Raw genomic sequence first — 16,027 nt, forward strand, 5'->3', positions numbered from 1 at the left:
CTAAATTCGGGTTTTCAGACGACCTTTCGTTTGGGGGAAGGCAGGTTTGCCCTTAAGCCTCTTTGCACGTCAGATGGCGCACGGACGCGGCGATTTCGTCCGCCATCCGACGGCTGGCGCCTTGATGGCCGGCGACAAAGCGTGCCGCCTGTTGGGCGAAATGGCTGCGCTCGCTCGGATTTTCCAAACAGGCTGAGACGAAGGTGCGCCATTCGTCCGCATTCTGCACCTGCACCGCCGCTTGGGCTTCCAGCGCGCTGCGGCAGGCAGCGGCAAAGTTGTAGGTGGAAAAGCCGAACACGGTCGGAATGCCGCAGGCTATCGGCTCGATGATGTTTTGACAGCCGCTGTCCACGAGGCTGCCGCCGACAAAGGCGACATCCGAACTGAGGTAGTAGGCAAAGAGTTCGCCCATGCTGTCGCCCACCCAGACTTGGGTTTGTCGGGAAACCGGCAGGTTGTCGCTGCGTTTTTGAACGGTATAACCCAATGCCTGCGCCGTTTCAAAGGTCGTCTGAAAACGCTCCGGATGGCGCGGAACGACGACCAGCAAGGCATCGCCGGCATATTTTTTCCACGCTTCGAGCAAGAGCGCCGCTTCGTCTTGGTCTTTGTAAAAACGGGTGCTGGCGCAGACGGCGACGGGGCGCGTGCCTATGCGTTCGCGGAAGGCTGCCGCCAGCGCGCGCATCCGTTCGGGCGGGGAAATATCGTATTTGGTGTTGCCACAGACATGGACGTTGGACGCGCCGATCAAGTGCAGCCGCTCCGCGTCTTCGGCGGTTTGCGCGAAACAGCCGCTTAAGGTTTGCAGCGCAGGCTCGAACAGGTTGCGGATTTTCAAATAGCCGCGCTGCGATTTTTCAGACAGGCGGGCGTTGGCGAGAAACAAAGGGACGTGCGCGTCGGCGCAGGCGTGCATGAGGTTGGGCCAGATTTCCGTTTCCATCAGTACGCCGAACAGGGGGCGGTGTTCCTTCAGGAATTGGGCGACCCATTCGGGTTTGTCGTAAGGCAGGTAACGGCATTGCGCGTCGGGGAACAGTTCTTTCGCGGCGGCGCGTCCAGTCGGCGTCATTTGGGTCATGAGCAGCGGCGCGTCGGGGAAATGGCGGCGCAGCGCCTCCACCAAGGGCTGCGCGGCACGGGTTTCGCCGACTGATACGGCATGCACCCAAATCGGATGCTGAACAGGCCGGTCAAACGGTTCGCCGAAACGCTCGCCCCAATGGTAGAGATAGGCAGGCGATTTGACGGCGCGCTTTTTGAGATAGTGGCGGATAAGCGGCGGCGCGATGCGCCATAATTGCGTGTAAAACCAACGATTCATGTATTCCACTCGAAAACGGTACGGACGGGGTGGCGGACGGTGCGCGGCGGGGCGGAATGTAGGCGGTTGACGGTTTCAAACAGCCTGTCGCCGAACCTCCGGTTTCCCGAGCCTATTCTAGCCGATTTTGCCGCTTCGCCCACGCCTCTTTTGAACTGACTTGATGTAACGGCGGAAAAAGGTCGTCTGAAAACCCGAAATCCGATTTTCAGACGACCTGTCTTGGTTGCGTCGCAGCAGTTTACGCCGCTTTCTTTTCGCGTATCGGCAGGTTCAGCAAAGCCGCCGTCCCCGCCAACACCGCGTCGGCATACCACATCCAGCCGTAATCGTTGAACCGGTAAATCACGATGCCGCCGATATACGAGCCTAAAAAGCCGCCGATTTGGTGGCTCAACATCGTCAGTCCGAACAGCGTCGCCAGATAGCGCGTGCCGAACAGTTTGCCCGTAATCGCGGCAGTTGGGGCGACGGTGGCGAGCCAAGTGAAGCCCAGCGCGGCGGCGAAAATGTAGAAATTGACGTCGGTTCTCGGTGCGGCAAGGTATATCAGCACCATCGCCACGCGCGAGGCGTAGAGTCCGAACAAAACGTATTTGCCCAAAAACCGCCCCGTACACCAGCCCGAAAAAATGCAGCCCGCGATGTTCGCCAAACCGATAATCGCAATCGAAGTCGAAGCGACCGAAGCGGGCAGGCCGCAGAGCGCGATTTCGTTGGGCAGGTGGGTCACCAAAAACGCAATGTGGAAACCGCAGGTAAAAAAGCCTAAGTGCAGCAGGATGTAGCTGCGGTCTTTAAACGCCGCTTTGACTGCCTGCCCCAGCGATTGCCCGTTTTCAGACGACGTGTGGTGCGTGGAGACAGCGTTTTTGCCGCCCGCCAGCCACCACGAAATCGGCAGGATCAAAAGCGCAATCCCGCCCCAAACATAAAACGTCCCCGTCCAGCCGACGGCGGGCAACACCAGCAAACCCTGCACCAGCGGCGCAAACAGAAACTGCCCCGCCGAACCGCCCGCGTTGACCAGCCCCGAAGCCAAACCGCGTTTGTGCGGCGGCACTTTCGCCGCGACCTGTCCCATGATGATGGAGAAACCGCCCGCGCCCGTTCCGAATGCAAAAAGCAGCCCGATTGCCAGCATCAGCCCCCAATAAGTCGGCATCTGCGGCACCATCAGGCAGGCACAAACCAACAGCAACGCGCCGCCGCCCAAAACCTTAAACGCGCCGAAGCGGTCGGCAAGCGCGCCGGAAAGCGGCTGGGACACGCCCCACATCAACTGGAAAACGGCAATAATCAGGCTGAACTCTTGGATACTCAGCTCGGTAGAGTCGACAACGGGGCGGACAAACAGTCCCAAAGTCATGCGCATGCCGATGGTAATCAGCAGGATGGCGGCGGCAGCGGCGGTCACCAGCCAAAGGTTGGGGGATTTTTGCTGTGTGTGGGTCATGGTTATTGTTTGTTTCTATTGGAAAATGCCGTTCAATCAAACGGCAGAATGACGGATTTTAACAAACGGGCTGACGCAGGCTAAATAACTCCTGATACTTTGGATATAGCCAAAACCTCTATCCGCGCCGCATTGACCGTTTCCCTTTACCTGCAAGGCAGGACATGGAACGCGGACGGAAATTCAGTGCGTAAAGAACGGCAAAGGTCGTCTGAAAACCCAAAATTCGATTTTCAGACGACCTTTGCCCCGAGAACGGATAAAATCCGTATTGATGAAGCCATATCGGCTTCAAGCGGATTCCCGATATAGTGGATTAAAATTGCAATGATACGGCGTTGCCGCCTTGTCTCATTTTTATTTTAATCCACTATATAATCCGCCTTTTTCAGACGACCCCGACCCGCAACCGCCATGACGCCCATTTATCTCGACGACACCGCCACCGAACACGCCCGCCGTTTGGCGCAGCAATTCCAGCTTCCGATTTTGTCCGACCTGCCCGACAGCGGCGAATACCTGCTTGCCGATGCGGAAGGCGTCAGCTTGTGCCGCGCGGGGGAGAAGGGGCGCGTCCGCGTTGATTTCGGCGGCGGTGCAGCCCAATACCGGCGCACCAAAGGCGGCGGCGAGCTGATTGCCAAGGCGGTCAACCACACAACCAAACCGACCGTCTGGGACGGCACCGGCGGACTCGGGCGCGACAGTTTCGTCCTCGCCTCGCTTGGTTTGAACGTCCACACTTTCGAGCAGCATCCCGCCGTCGCCTGCCTGCTCGCCGACGGCCTCGAACGCGCGCTGCAAGAGCCTGAAATTCAAGACATCGCCCGCCGCATGACTTTCCATTATGGCAACGCCGTCGAATTGATGCGGGAACTCGCCGCCCAATCGCGCCCCGACATCGTGTACCTCGACCCCATGTACCCCGAACGCCAAAAATCCGCCGCCGTCAAAAAAGAAATGGCGTATTTCCACAGCGTCGTCGGTGCCGCCCAAGAAGAAGCCGAGCTGCTTGCCGCCGCCCGCGCTGTCGCCAAAAAGCGCGTCGTCGTCAAACGCCCGCGCCTCGGCGAGTTTCTCAACGGCGAAAAACCCGCCTACCAATACACGGGCAAAAGCACCCGCTTCGACGTGTACTTGCCTGATTATCCAGTTAAAGACGGGGAATAATTTATAGTGGATTAACTTTAAACCAGTACGGCGTTACCTCGCCTTGCCGTACTATCTGTACTGTCTGCGGCTTCGTCGCCTTGTCCTGATTTAAATTTAATCCACTATAAAACGCAAAGGTCGTCTGAAAACTGAATTTCAGACGACCTTTGCGTTTCTGCGTCCTGCGTTAGAACGATTTCACCAGCGACAGACCGACTTCGTTTTGTTTGTAGCTGTATAGCCAGTCGGTGTTGCCTTTGACGCGGCGGTGTTTGTAGCTGAGGACGGGCTTGAGGCCGGCGAATTTCCAGCGGTCCGCGCCTATGCTGAGGCGGTAGGTTTGTTCTTTGTCGCGGCGGCGTTGTTCGAGTACGGCGTTTTCTTCGCGGTGGCTGCGGATGCCGAAGGTGGCGGAGGCGGAGGCGTCGAAGCCGGCTTCAAACATTTTTGCTGCGCCCAGCCGTGCGGAGATGAGGCGGTAGCTGTCCACGGGTTCTTTGGCTTTGCGCTGCTGCCAGTCTATGCCGCCGTAGAGCATGAGGTCGTTGCGCGGGAAGTAGGACAGGGTGTTGTAAACGGAGAAGAGGCTGCCGTCGAGCAGGCGGGTTTTGTCGGAATAGGAGAGGTGTTTCCACTCGGCTTCGGTGTTCCACGTCCAGCTGCCTTTGTCGAGGTTCCACTCGCTGCGCACGCCGTAGGCGCGGTTGAGGGTTTTGCCGCCGCTGCCGTTCCATTCGACGAGCGGGGCGAGGGCGAAGGTGTGGCGGTGGTTTTCAAACTGGTAGCCTGCGCTGAGGTTGAGCGTGTGTTCGTTGAAGTCTTTATGGTCGCGGTAGAAGCGGCTGTAGCCGAGCGCGCGGGCGGCGATGCCGTGGTGTCCTTTAATCTGCCAGCGGCGGACGGCGGCGGCTTCGTATTTGATGCCGTTGGCGGAAATGGGCAGGTCGCCGGAAAATTCTTCCCAGCATTCGCCGTCGATTTCGGTTTTACACCACACTTTGCCGCTGGCTTCGTTGATGTTGCTGTTGTGGACGGCGCCGACGGAAAGGCTGCCCTGCCAGCTTTGGCGTTGGTTTAAGGAATCGCGGAAATGGCCGATGTTTTCTTTGACGGCTTCGGGCAGGTCTTCGTTTTGCAGGCGCATAAATTCGGAAGTGGCTTCGCGGTTCAGACGACCTTCAAAGAGCAGGCGGGCGTAATCGAGCCGTCCGCGCGTGAAGTCGGGATGGCGTTGCAGCAGGGTTTCGTAGTCTTGTTTGGCATCTTTCCACCTGCCTTCGCCACGGGCGAGCGAGGCGCGGGCAAAGAGGGCGATGTCGGGGTCGTATTCGGTTTGCTGGGTATAACGCTCGAGCAGCGGGCGCACGGTTTGCCAGTCGCTGCGGTTGACGGCGTTAAACAAGGCTTCGCCTTGGTCGGCTTCGGGGTCGGTTTCGGCTGTCTGCCCGATGTTTTCGGCGGGAATGTCGAGGCGGTATTCGCGCACTTTTTGTTCCTGTTCCTGCATGGTTTGGCGGGTATCCTGCCACAGGCGTTGCGCGGTACGGTCGTCTGAAAAGTCAGAACGTGGCGCGGCAAGGACGGGGGCGGCGAGAAAGAGGATAAGGCAGGCAGACGGTTTGTACATGGTGTCGGCTTTCCGGTCGGCGGTTTTCAGACGACCTTGAGAAGGTTGGCGGGCTGGTGTTTAAAAAAGCCTGCGTGAAGCAGGCTTTATTTTACTTAACTACGGATTTTAGCGTTTCACACCGCCGAATGCCGTATCCAAGTTGCGGTCGGTTTTAAATTTGGCAACACCGGCCAGCGCGCTTGCGTTATGACCGAAGAAGTGGCCTTCGGTTTTACCGAAGTGGCCGTTGGCGCGGGCGTAGCCTTCAAACGATGCGCTGGACGGTTTGATGCGGGAATGGATGTCCATCTGTACAGCGTTGTTTTTCATAGAACCTGCCAAGACGCGTTGACCGAAGTCCGCGCGCAAAGTACCGACCATCGGGTTGTTGCCGGTGTAGTTGTTGATACCTTTGACGGCGTAGTTGGCTACGCCGGATACCGGCATAGAGGTAGCGCGTTTGTCGCCAGAGTAGAAAACACCGCGGTTGGTGCCTTTGGCGTATTCTTTGCCGACCCACTCGCCGTAGTACACTTCAGAGCCGCCGCTCTTGATGGTGTTGAACGCATAGCGGCCGAGGTTTTGACGGGTGTATGCGTCGTTAACCTGTACGGTTTTCACGCCGTTGCGGTCTACATTGCCGGGCATGCGGTTGACGTTGGTGTAGTGCACGCCCGAACGGTAGGCAGCGTGTTTCATCACTTTTTCGCCTTCGGCTTCAGATGCGGGTTTGCCCCATTTTTTGCCGTATTTGTGGTTTTGGTAACCGTAATCAAATGGATTGTAGGCATTGTTGGCGGCAAATACGCCTGCGCTGAACAAAACAGCCAAAACAGCAGCGGTGGTTTTTTGCAGATTCAGTTTCATGATACGCTCCTTAGGGGAAAAACGATGGTGGGGAAAATGATGTTCCGTCCGTGTCAGTGTGAGCAGACTATCGTTATGTGAGGAGACTTGTTTTTCTTTTTTCTGAACATCATTCTAGAGGGGGAGTGTTAGAGGAGAATTAGCGGATGTTTTAGGGAGTGTCTTAATGAGATAAGAATATTTATTTTTGGTTAAGATGTATAGTGGGTTAACTTTAAATCAGTACGGCGTTGCCTCACTTTGCCACTATCTTACTGTCTGCGGCTTCGTCGCCTTGTCCTGATTTAGTTAATCCACTATATTTGGAATCAATCGGCGCGAGCGGAATGATGCTGTCCGCCAAATTGCCCGTGGTTACGTCGTTTTGTCCCGATGGATATTCGATTTGCGATTAGGCTGGTGTGTCAGAGGGAAGTTGTCCTCAAACAAAAAAAGGTCGTCTGAAAAGTTTCAGACGACCTTTTTTCAACAACATCTTAGCGGATGTTGACGTACGCGCCCGAGTGCAGGTCGCGCAGCAGGTTTGCTGTGGCTTGTTGGGCTTTTTGTCCGGACATGTATTGGCGTACGGCGTTGCGTTGGCGCTCTTCGGGCGTACCGGCGTCACGGACGTCGTTCAGCTTGATGATGTGCCAGCCGAATTGTGTGCGTACGGGCGGGCTGATTTGACCGGGTTTGAGCTTGTGGACGGCTTCTTCAAACGGCGCGACCATCATGCCGTCGGCGAACCAACCCAAATCACCGCCGCTGTTCGCGCTACCGTCTTGCGAATATTGGCGCGCCAAACCGGCGAAGTCCGCACCGCTGCGGGCTTGTGCATAGATTTTGCGGATGGTGCTTTCCGCGCCTGCCGCCGCGTTGTCATTGTCGGCTTTAATCAAGATGTGCTGCGCGCTGTATTGGCGCATCGGTTCGCCTTCGGGCAGGGCGACACCTTGTTGGCGCGCGCGCTCGATGAAGCTGTTGACTTCTGCATCGCTGACGCGGCTGTTTTGCATCACGGCCTGCTGGCGCACTTTTTCCATAATGATGGTGTCGGCGATTTCGCGACGGGTCTGTGCGGACGGATTTTTCAGCGACGGCGTTTGGGCGATGACGGCATCGATTTCGGCATCGGTCGCTTGAATGTTGCGGCGTTTGCCTGCTTGAATAATCAGGGATTGGTTGACCAGTTGCGCCAGGACCTGCTGGCGGAGTTCGTCTTCGCTGATTTGCGTGCCTTTGGGAAGGTGTTGGCGCGCTTCGGCAATGGCATGTGCCAGCTGGCGCTGGGTAATGACTTCGTTGTCGGCAATGGCGGCGATGCCGTCGGAAAGGCGTACGGCGCCCGAATCGGCAGGCGTGGCTGCCGCTGCCTGTTTTGCCGCTTTCTGCGTTTTGACCGGCTTGCCTTTGGATGCGGCTTTGGGCGCGGCGTGTGCGTTCAATGCCAGACCGAGTGCGGCGGCAAGAATCAGGGGTTTGACGTTCATGGGGTAACTACCTCGTTGGTTTTGCTGTAGCCGGGAATGGCCAAGCGCAGTTTTTCAAATGGGTTGTTGCCGAGATTGCTCAGGTCTTTGAGTTGGAGATTGAAGAATACGGCGTTTTTGCGGCTGTTTTCGCCGGTCACGTAGCGTTGTCCGACGAGGCTCGCGCTCCAGCAACCGCAATCGCTTTTGTATTCCGCGCCAACCAAGATTTCAAGCGGTTTCTTGGCTTGGATTTCGTAGTTGTAACGTGTGACGGCGTAAAGGTTTTTACGGATGGGCCATTGCGCCGCCAAATCGATTTGGCGGATTTTATCGTAGAAATAGTTGCCGTCCGATTGCAGGTAAATGCGTTCGTTGCGGCCGTATTTGTAACGCGCGCTCAATACTTTGCCCGGCTCGGGATTGTAGCGGACGGTTGCGGCGTAGCTTTCGGCGCGGCTTTCGTTTTGGTTGTAGTGGATATCGAAGCCGGCATGGATGCTGTCGCTCAGTTTGCCGTGCGCGAAGCCGACCCAGTCGGATTGGCTGCGTTCATAACGGCCGACGCTGCCGTCCAGCAATACGTTGTCGTTTTTGAAATAAAACTTCTGTCCGATGCCGGCACGGAACAGTTCGGCACCGTTGTTCGGATTGAGGAATCGGGTTTGCGCGGCGGCGGTCAGGCTGTTGGCGGAGTTGATGCGGTCGTTGCCGACGTACAGGTTTTCACGGAAAAGTTGGTTGTAAGAGAAGCTGTTTTCCGAGGTGTCGAAATTGGGTAAGTCGTTTTGGGACTTGGTCGGGATGTAGTTGTAGAACAGGCGCGGTTCGAGGGTTTGCAGATAGGCTTTGCCGAACACATTGGCGTTGCGCTCGAAGGTCATGCCGGTATCGACGTTGAATATCGGCAATACGCGGCTGACGCGGCGGCTGGATTGGTTGCCGAACGAGCCTAAGTCGTAATAAGTCGCGTGTACGCCGATTTTCGGACGGATATAGCCCCATTGGTTGTTGAAATCCCAACGGACGCTCGGATACAGCACGGTACGGCTGCCGTCTTGTTTGCTGTCGTGTACGAAACGGGTGAACTGGCTGAATACGTTGATATTCGCCTTGCCTATGGTTTTCTGCCAACGTCCGGTCAGGCGCGGCATGATGGCGTAGGGTTCGTCTTTGTAACCGTTTTGGTTGGCAAGGGTTTGGTATTTCTGTACGTTCAACGCACCGTCAAAAGAGCCGCCCCAGATATTGTCGCCGTAGTTCAGCCACAGTTGGCGGTTGAGGTTGACGTTGCTGGCAATATCCTCGCGTCCGTAGAAATCGCGGTAGTAATTGTCGTCTGAAACCTGATTGAAGTTGATGCCGCCGCTGAGTTTGTCGGTCAGTTGGTGGTTGTGGTCAAATTTGATTTGATAGCGGTTGTTTTCGTGGCGTTTTTTATCGTGCGGCATCCAATCGCCGTCAATGACGCCGTTAAATTTCGGCTCGAGATAGCGGATCTGTCCGCCGAGCTGCACGCCGCGCGAGCTGATGATGCCGGGGCGGAAGGTAGCGTCCAAGTTGGGGGCGAGGTTGAAATAATAGGGAAGGGCGAGTTCCAAACCGTCCGAACCGGTTGCCAGCGTCGGAACCAGCAGACCGCTCTTGCGATGGCCATTGAGCGGGAAATCCGCCCAAGGCGTATAAAGCACCGGAACGCCGCCGAACACCAGCGACGCGTCTTTTGCCACGCCTATGCCCGTTTCCTGATCGGTTTCGATGCTTTTCGCTTTGATGAACCAACTCGCATCGCCGGGCGAACAGGTATTGAATTTGGTATTGATGAGCTTGTACAGCCCTTTGCCTTTCATTTCCGCCTTTTCGCTGACGCTTTGGAGGCGGCGACCGTCTTTTTCGGCATCGACGCGGACGTATTCGCTCGAGCCGGTATTGTCTTTCAGGTTGTACACCAAAGTATCGCCGCTGACGGTCGAGCCGTCTTGATACAGCGTAAAGCGGTCGCCCGCCCTGACAGTATCGCTGGTTTGGTCGTAATCCGCCCAATCGGCGTTCAACACTTCCTGATTGCGCTCGATGATGACATCGCCTTCGGCGCGGACGGCGACTTTAGACTGTCCGGCAACCTTGTCCGCAATCACGCGGGTGTAGTCCTGCGGCAGGGGTTCTTCGCCGCTGCGTTTGATTTCAGGCTGCTTGTTTGCTTCGGAAGCCTGATGCTGGCAAAACAGGCAGGTATCGCCCAAGGACAATTTATCCTGATCGGCAGGACGACGGTTTTCCCCGCTCTGAACCGCAGGCGGGGTGACCCTTACCGGCTCGTAATCGGCAGGTTGCGGCAAAGATGCATTTTGCGCATATGCCCCTCCCGCGCCGAAGCCGACGCTTAACGCCAAAACCAATGGTTTGAGTGAAAATAAACGAGCCAAAATCGCCCCTTAAATCGGTTTGCCAGTTAGAATAGCGGTTATTTTAACCTGAAAATCCGCGACACCGCTATGCAACGACAAACCGAATTACAAAATTGGCTTCGTGCCGTCTATCCCGAACAAAACTTCGAATTGAGCTTCGCCGCCGCCGATGCCGACTTCCGACGCTACTTCCGCGCTGCTTTTGCCGACGGCAAGACCGTCATCTGCATGGATGCCCCGCCCGACAAAATGAGCGTCGCTCCTTACCTAAAAGTGCAAAAACTTTTCAATATGCTTAACGTTCCCCAAGTATTGCATGTGGACGAAGCGCAGGGATTTATGGTGCTCAACGACTTGGGCAGCACCACTTTCCTGACCGCCATGCAGCAAGAGCAAGGCGCAGATGCACACAAAGTCCTGCTGCTTGAAGCCATAGACGAACTGGTCGAGCTGCAAAAAGCCAGCCGCGCGGGCGAATTGCCCGAGTACGACCGCGACATCATGCTGCGCGAAATCAACCTTTTCCCCGAATGGTTCGTCGCCAAAGAGCTCGGACGCGAACTCAACTTCAAACAACGCCAGCTTTGGCAGCAAACCATAGACACCCTGCTGCCGCCGCTGCTTGCCCAGCCGCAGGTATACGTCCACCGCGACTTCATCGTCCGCAACCTCATGCTCACCACCGGCCGCCCCGGCGTACTCGATTTCCAAGACGCACTCTACGGCCCGATTTCCTACGACTTGGTTTCCCTCCTGCGCGACGCCTTCATCGAATGGGAAGAAGAATTCGTCTTGGACTTGGTCATCCGTTACTGGGAAAAAGCCCGCACCGCCGGATTGCCCGTACCCGCCGCGTTTGACGAGTTTTACCGTTGGTTCGAATGGATGGGCGTACAACGCCATCTGAAAGTCGCCGGCATCTTCGCCCGCCTGTACTACCGCGACGGCAAAGACAAATACCGCCCCGAAATCCCGCGCTTCCTCAACTACCTGCGCCGCACCTCCCGCCGCTACACCGAGCTTGCTCCGCTTTATGCGCTGTTGGTCGAACTGGTCGGCGATGATGAATTGGAAACCGGGTTTACGTTTTAAAAGACCGATGGCTCTGTGCCATTCTTGATGACGGAAAAGGTCGTCTGAAAATCCTGAAATGGGGTTTCAGACGACCTCTTTAAGTCTGCTCTCGTCTGTCGAGGATGTTGTGGATAGGATTTCGGATACATGGCATGAGAGTTCGAGTAGCCCATTTCTTTTTCACTATAAAAAGGTCGTCTGAAAACCTGATTTCAAGTTTTCAGACGACCTTTTGCATTCATGCCGGTCCAGCCTTAGCGAAAACTAAGCCTCCGCCACAGAATCGCGGCTGAAGGTTTTTTCGCAGTAGTGGCATTTGAGCTTGGTTTGACCGCTTTGTTTGCGGACGTAGAAGCGGCTTTTCACCGGCTCGCCGTGGCTGGCACAGTTGGTGTTCGGGCAGCGGAACACTTCGGCGATTTCGTCGGGCAGGGTGAGCCGGCGTTTGTTGATGACTTTGAAGTGGTCGATGGTGTTGACGACGGCTTCGGGCGCGAAGAGGGCGAGGCGGTTGGCGGCATTGTCGTCCAGCCAGACGCCGGTGATTTTGATGATGTCTTTGCTGCCTTGGGTTTTGCTGGGCAGGTTGAAGCCGACGGTGACGGCGCTGCCGTAATGCAGCAGTTTGAATTGGCGCAGGATAATCAGGCCTTTGCCGGCAGGGATGTGGTCGATGACGGTGCCTTTTTCGATGGCTTCGACGCTGAGTTTGGGGGTTTCCATATTTGCTCCTTATACTTCTTCGTTCAACACCAGCGACAAAATCGCCATGCGGGCGTAAACGCCGTTGGTCGCCTGCTCGAAATAGTAGGCGTGCGGCGTGGCATCGACGTCGGGGTGGATTTCATCAACGCGCGGCAGGGGGTGCAACACGCGCAGGTTGGGGCGGGCGTTGGCGAGCATGGCGGCGTTGAGGTTGAATTTGCCTTGGATTTTGGCGAACTCTTGTTCGTCGAAGCGTTCGCGTTGGACGCGGGTCATGTATAGGATGTCCGCCCATTCGACGGCGGCTTCGAGGTCGGGCAGGATTTGGTAGCGGCAGCCTGCGGCTTCGAGTTCTTCGGTGATGTATTCGGGCATGGCGAGGCTGGGCGGGGAGACGAAGGCGAATTCGCAGTCCCAGCGTTTGAGGGCTTGGCAGAGGGAATGGACGGTGCGGCCGTATTTGAGGTCGCCCGCCATGGCGATTTTGAGCTTGTTCAGACGACCTTGGGTTTCGTAGATGGTCACGAGGTCGAGCAGGGTTTGGCTGGGGTGTTGGTTGGTGCCGTCGCCGGCGTTGATGACGGGGACTTTGGAAAACTCGGCGGACACGCGCGCCGCGCCGTCTTTGGGGTGGCGTTGGATGATGGCGTCGGTGTAGCTGGAGATGATGCGGGCGGTGTCGGCGAGGGTTTCGCCTTTTTTCGCGCTGGTGTTGGCGCCGTCGGAAAAGCCGATGACTTTGCCGCCCAAGCGTTGCACGGCGGTTTCAAACGACAGGCGCGTGCGGGTGGAGGGTTCGAAAAAGCATGAGCCGATGAGTTTGCCTTCGAGCAGGTCGTCGCGCGGGTCGGCTTTGAGCTTGAGGGCGGTTTGCAGGAGCAGCTCGAGCTGTTCGGTCGTCAGGTCGGAAATGGAGATGACGTGTTGTCGGTAAAGCGGGTTGGGCATTCGGCTTCCTTTCTTCAATTCGGCAAAAACCCCGCTAAGGCGGGGTTTTACGAAACAACGACGGACGCGCCGCGGCGTGCGGTACGGGCAAAACGGGCGGGGCGGGCGTTAAGGCGCATGGGTCGTCTGAAATCAGTTTGAGGTGGCGGTATTATCGCATATTTGACGGGGTGGGGTTTCGGATTTTCGTGAAAAGGGGTCGTCTGAAAAATGGGATTTCATCCTTTTCAGACGACCTGCTTTATTCGGTTTTGCCCGTCAGGGCTTTCATACAAAGCTGATATTCCGCCTTGCCCGTATCTCGGGCGAAGATGGCGTAGTCGGATTTGGGGACGGCGTTCAAAGCCGATTGCGGAAAGTGGTAGATTTCTTGCGCCACGCGTTCGGTTAGCCCTTGAATGAAGGAGCGGCTGTAATCGTTTTTGGCAACAACCATAAAGCGTTCGTTCATTTTCTCGACGGTTTGTCCGATGCCCGTACCGGACAAACGTTCGCCCATAGCGGTTTGAGCCATCAGTCCGACCAGGGCGCATTGATCTTGGAAGGATGCTTCTTGCGGTTCGGCGTGTACAACAGAGAATGTGGCGGCGAGCAGGAGGGTTGCGGTATATTTTTGTCTGTTCATGGAGATTTCTTTGGAATAGAGGTTGTTGGAGCAGGCGGGAATTTACATGAAGTATTCTGTGGTGGCAACAACACGAAGCCGGCAGGATTTCAGGCGTGAAAAAGAGAGAAGGCGAAACCGTTTACCGTTTGGGCATTATCCGCGGGCGAAGCGGCGACGAACATCAGACGCAGGTCGTCTGAATTTTATAGTGGATTAAATTTAAACCAGTACGGTGTTGCCTCGCCTTGCCGTACTATCTGTACTGTCTGCGGCTTCGTCGCCTTGTCCTGATTTAAATTTAATCCACTATAGTTTCAGACGGTCTTATGTTATTCCCTATGAATTTAAGCAGTTGCCGGAAATTTTGTGAAAACATCATAGGGCGTACCGATAATTTGAGAACTTATCTTCCTGTTTAATAGTCTATTTTATTGTCGAGAATACCCCGACAGGATTCTATGATATGCAAAATCAAAATGAAGCATCCGTTAGGTGTGGGTCGTCTGAAACCGCTGTTTCCCGACTTTCTCTGCTGCTTTGGGTGGGAATTGCAGCGGCGGTGTGCTGGACTGTTGCCGATATGCTGCTGGTCGGATTCGTGCAGACGCCGGAACGTTATCCCCTGCTTTCGCAGACGCTGGCGCCGCAGTTGGGCGAGGCAGCGGATTTTGCCGTGCTGATGCAGGCCGGCTCGCCCGAGCGGCTGCTGTGGGGTGTATTGCCGGCGACGTTTTCTGCGGCGCTGTATCTGGCGGCGGCATTCGGCGTTTACCGGCTGATGCGGCCCGGGCGCACGGCCAAGGTCGGTTTTGCCGTGCTGTTTTTCGGATATGCGCTGTCGCCTTTGGGGCATGCCGGTTTTTATTTTACGGGCATGGTTGCCAAGGTGCTGCTGAATGCCGTGCCGGACGATTATCCTCCGCTACTGGCGCTGTTCCGCCATTTTTACCGGATGCTGGAGGTGCACTGGATGGCTTCGGTCGGTTCGATTGCGGCGGGATGGCTGCTGTTGCTGGTACAGACGCTGCGCCGTAGGACGCTGCTTCCGCGTGTCGCTGCATGGTGCAATCCGTTGTTGGTAGGAACGGTTATCGCGGTTTCGTGCAGCCTGTTTCCGCAATCGCCTGTTGCCGCCGCGCTTGGCGGGGCGACGTTTAATCTGGCGCAGTTGGTGTTTTTTGTTTGTGCGGCGGCGTGTGTCCGCAGGCGGGGAATGGGGATGCAGCCGGGCTGAAATAAAACGATGCCGCCTTTGCCGGACGGCAATCATCCGCCTTGGCGCCGATGCTTGTAATACAGGTAATCCGCCGTTTCATCCCAAACTCATCACACATCATATTGCCGCTACGGCTCAAAGGTCGTCTGAAATTTAACGTTCCATTTTCAGACGACCCTTGTCGTTTTTCAAAAAACAAAAAATCTGACTCCGGCCCCAAGCGCCACGAAGCACGGACAGTAGGGTATAATTGCGAAATATATTCTTTTGTGAAATCAATAAAAAACAAAGACGAAAAGCAGTTTTTGAAAGGTTTCACCCTAATTTCAAACTCTACACAGGAAACCGCCATGTTAGTCTGCAACCCTTACGAAGTCGTGATTCACGGCACAACCAACAAAGGCAAGATTTTCCGTCCCAGCGACTGGGCAGAACGCCTGTGCGGCATATTGTCCTCATTCACCAAAGACAACCGGCTGTCCTACTCCAACTGGGTGCGCCCCATGTTGGTGGACAACGTCCGCTGCGTCGCCGTCGATAAGAAACTCGAAGAAGACAATCCGCAGATGTTCCGTTTCCTGATGGACTTTGCCGCCGACAACGATTTGCGCATCATCGACTGCAAAGAGCTTTTGAAAGAACAGGAAGCCAAAGCACAAGGCGAACCTGCCGAACGCGTCCCGCTGGCGCAAGCCATCGAAGAAAAACACGCCGCTGAAAAAGCGCCGGTCCAAGCCGCCGCTGCCGACTACATTTTGCGCGAAATCCCGCCCGAAGACACATCCACCGCCTTCGCCGCCCTCAGCGTCCTGCGTTCTTCATTGACCGACATCAGCAAATTCACCGAACAAATCAACACCGTCCAACGCCCCGCCGGCTACCGCCTCTTGGGTATTTTCGAAGAAGGCAAACACAACGCCGTCGCCGTCTGCGGCTTCCGCGAATCCTGCAACCTCGCCAGCGGCCGCCATATCCACATCGACGACATCGTTACCCTGCCACAAAGCCGCCGCAAAGGCTACGCCTCCCGTCTGTTGGCAGAAGTCCGTAAAATCGGCGCGGAAACGGGCGTAACCAAAATCCACCTCAACGTCCACGTCAACCACGACCGCGTCGATGCGCACCGCCTGTATTTCAAAAACGGCTTCGAAATCTGCGCATACCATTTCCGCTGCGATCCTAAATAAACAAAAAGGTCGTCTGA

The 16,027-nt window shown here is 56.0% G+C and carries 14 protein-coding genes; 4 read left to right on the top strand and 10 right to left on the bottom strand.

Annotation, left to right across the window (positions count from 1 at the left end; translation table 11 throughout):
• Window positions 1–52: 52 nt before the first annotated feature.
• The 3 genes from waaA to H3L95_RS11225 are packed head-to-tail and all read right to left on the bottom strand — an operon-like array spanning window position 53 to window position 2,786.
• Window positions 53–1,330: a lipid IV(A) 3-deoxy-D-manno-octulosonic acid transferase gene (gene waaA / locus H3L95_RS11215; protein WP_003758892.1), complete on the bottom strand. Its 1,278-nt coding sequence runs from the start codon at window positions 1,328–1,330 to the stop codon at window positions 53–55.
• On the bottom strand, window positions 1,327–1,647 hold the full coding sequence (locus H3L95_RS11220) for a hypothetical protein (protein WP_128887928.1): 321 nt from the start codon (window positions 1,645–1,647) through the stop codon (window positions 1,327–1,329). The genes waaA and H3L95_RS11220 overlap by 4 nt, the downstream gene beginning before the upstream one ends.
• The gene (locus tag H3L95_RS11225) at window positions 1,572–2,786 is read right to left on the bottom strand and encodes an MFS transporter (protein ID WP_003758889.1); all 1,215 of its coding nucleotides are present in this window, start codon (window positions 2,784–2,786) and stop codon (window positions 1,572–1,574) included. Before H3L95_RS11225 ends, H3L95_RS11220 begins: the two co-directional genes overlap by 76 nt.
• Window positions 2,787–3,200: 414 nt before the next feature.
• On the opposite strand from H3L95_RS11225, the gene H3L95_RS11235 reads away from it, so the two are divergent.
• The gene (locus tag H3L95_RS11235; RefSeq protein ID WP_040668592.1) at window positions 3,201–3,956 is read left to right on the top strand and encodes a class I SAM-dependent methyltransferase; all 756 of its coding nucleotides are present in this window, start codon (window positions 3,201–3,203) and stop codon (window positions 3,954–3,956) included.
• 169 nt (window positions 3,957–4,125) lie between these two features.
• Here H3L95_RS11235 and H3L95_RS11245 read toward each other — a convergent pair whose 3' ends face one another.
• From H3L95_RS11245 to H3L95_RS11260, 4 genes are all read right to left on the bottom strand, one after another.
• Window positions 4,126–5,565: a surface lipoprotein assembly modifier gene (locus H3L95_RS11245; protein WP_003758883.1), complete on the bottom strand. Its 1,440-nt coding sequence runs from the start codon at window positions 5,563–5,565 to the stop codon at window positions 4,126–4,128.
• Between the two features lie 108 nt (window positions 5,566–5,673).
• Window positions 5,674–6,414: a Slam-dependent surface lipoprotein gene (locus H3L95_RS11250; protein ID WP_003758881.1), complete on the bottom strand. Its 741-nt coding sequence runs from the start codon at window positions 6,412–6,414 to the stop codon at window positions 5,674–5,676.
• A gap of 476 nt (window positions 6,415–6,890) precedes the next feature.
• Window positions 6,891–7,886, bottom strand: coding sequence for a peptidylprolyl isomerase (locus H3L95_RS11255; protein ID WP_003758878.1), 996 nt, complete (start codon window positions 7,884–7,886; stop codon window positions 6,891–6,893).
• Window positions 7,883–10,291 carry an LPS-assembly protein LptD gene (locus H3L95_RS11260; RefSeq protein ID WP_164907887.1) on the bottom strand — a complete coding sequence of 803 codons (2,409 nt, stop codon included), beginning with the start codon at window positions 10,289–10,291 and terminating at the stop codon, window positions 7,883–7,885. Before H3L95_RS11260 ends, H3L95_RS11255 begins: the two co-directional genes overlap by 4 nt.
• A gap of 69 nt (window positions 10,292–10,360) precedes the next feature.
• Between H3L95_RS11260 and amgK the strand changes: the two genes are divergently transcribed.
• Window positions 10,361–11,365, top strand: a complete 1,005-nt coding sequence (amgK, locus tag H3L95_RS11265; RefSeq protein ID WP_003758875.1) for an N-acetylmuramate/N-acetylglucosamine kinase AmgK — start codon at window positions 10,361–10,363, stop codon at window positions 11,363–11,365.
• 246 nt (window positions 11,366–11,611) lie between these two features.
• Here amgK and pyrI read toward each other — a convergent pair whose 3' ends face one another.
• The 3 genes from pyrI to H3L95_RS11280 all read right to left on the bottom strand — a co-directional run bounded on the left by pyrI (window position 11,612) and on the right by H3L95_RS11280 (window position 13,625).
• Window positions 11,612–12,070, bottom strand: coding sequence for an aspartate carbamoyltransferase regulatory subunit (gene pyrI / locus H3L95_RS11270; protein ID WP_003758869.1), 459 nt, complete (start codon window positions 12,068–12,070; stop codon window positions 11,612–11,614).
• Between the two features lie 9 nt (window positions 12,071–12,079).
• Window positions 12,080–13,000: an aspartate carbamoyltransferase gene (gene pyrB, locus H3L95_RS11275; RefSeq protein ID WP_003758865.1), complete on the bottom strand. Its 921-nt coding sequence runs from the start codon at window positions 12,998–13,000 to the stop codon at window positions 12,080–12,082.
• A 241-nt stretch (window positions 13,001–13,241) separates the two neighbouring features.
• Window positions 13,242–13,625 (bottom strand): hypothetical protein, encoded by a 384-nt coding sequence (locus H3L95_RS11280; RefSeq protein ID WP_003758864.1) that lies wholly within the window; start codon window positions 13,623–13,625, stop codon window positions 13,242–13,244.
• 445 nt (window positions 13,626–14,070) lie between these two features.
• Here H3L95_RS11280 and H3L95_RS11285 point away from each other — a divergent pair, with 445 nt between their 5' ends.
• Entirely contained in the window at window positions 14,071–14,841 is a 771-nt protein-coding gene (locus H3L95_RS11285; RefSeq protein WP_003758858.1) for a DUF6796 family protein, read from the top strand.
• Window positions 14,842–15,173: 332 nt separating this feature from the next.
• Window positions 15,174–16,010, top strand: a complete 837-nt coding sequence (locus H3L95_RS11290) for a GNAT family N-acetyltransferase (RefSeq protein WP_040668588.1) — start codon at window positions 15,174–15,176, stop codon at window positions 16,008–16,010.
• Window positions 16,011–16,027: the final 17 nt, after the last annotated feature.

It is taken from the genome of Neisseria sicca (genome assembly GCF_014054945.1).
Taxonomy (GTDB): Bacteria; Pseudomonadota; Gammaproteobacteria; order Burkholderiales; family Neisseriaceae; genus Neisseria; species Neisseria sicca.

Bases quoted from the DNA above. Each gene is read 5' to 3' on its own strand.
- waaA (WP_003758892.1), bottom strand. From the start codon at position 1,330: ATGAATCGTTGGTTTTACACGCAATTATGGCGCATCGCGCCGCCGCTT.
- H3L95_RS11225 (WP_003758889.1), bottom strand. From the start codon at position 2,786: ATGACCCACACACAGCAAAAATCCCCCAACCTTTGGCTGGTGACCGCC.
- H3L95_RS11235 (WP_040668592.1), top strand. From the start codon at position 3,201: ATGACGCCCATTTATCTCGACGACACCGCCACCGAACACGCCCGCCGT.
- H3L95_RS11245 (WP_003758883.1), bottom strand. From the start codon at position 5,565: ATGTACAAACCGTCTGCCTGCCTTATCCTCTTTCTCGCCGCCCCCGTC.
- H3L95_RS11250 (WP_003758881.1), bottom strand. From the start codon at position 6,414: ATGAAACTGAATCTGCAAAAAACCACCGCTGCTGTTTTGGCTGTTTTG.
- H3L95_RS11255 (WP_003758878.1), bottom strand. From the start codon at position 7,886: ATGAACGTCAAACCCCTGATTCTTGCCGCCGCACTCGGTCTGGCATTG.
- amgK (WP_003758875.1), top strand. From the start codon at position 10,361: ATGCAACGACAAACCGAATTACAAAATTGGCTTCGTGCCGTCTATCCC.
- pyrI (WP_003758869.1), bottom strand. From the start codon at position 12,070: ATGGAAACCCCCAAACTCAGCGTCGAAGCCATCGAAAAAGGCACCGTC.
- pyrB (WP_003758865.1), bottom strand. From the start codon at position 13,000: ATGCCCAACCCGCTTTACCGACAACACGTCATCTCCATTTCCGACCTG.
- H3L95_RS11280 (WP_003758864.1), bottom strand. From the start codon at position 13,625: ATGAACAGACAAAAATATACCGCAACCCTCCTGCTCGCCGCCACATTC.
- H3L95_RS11285 (WP_003758858.1), top strand. From the start codon at position 14,071: ATGCAAAATCAAAATGAAGCATCCGTTAGGTGTGGGTCGTCTGAAACC.
- H3L95_RS11290 (WP_040668588.1), top strand. From the start codon at position 15,174: ATGTTAGTCTGCAACCCTTACGAAGTCGTGATTCACGGCACAACCAAC.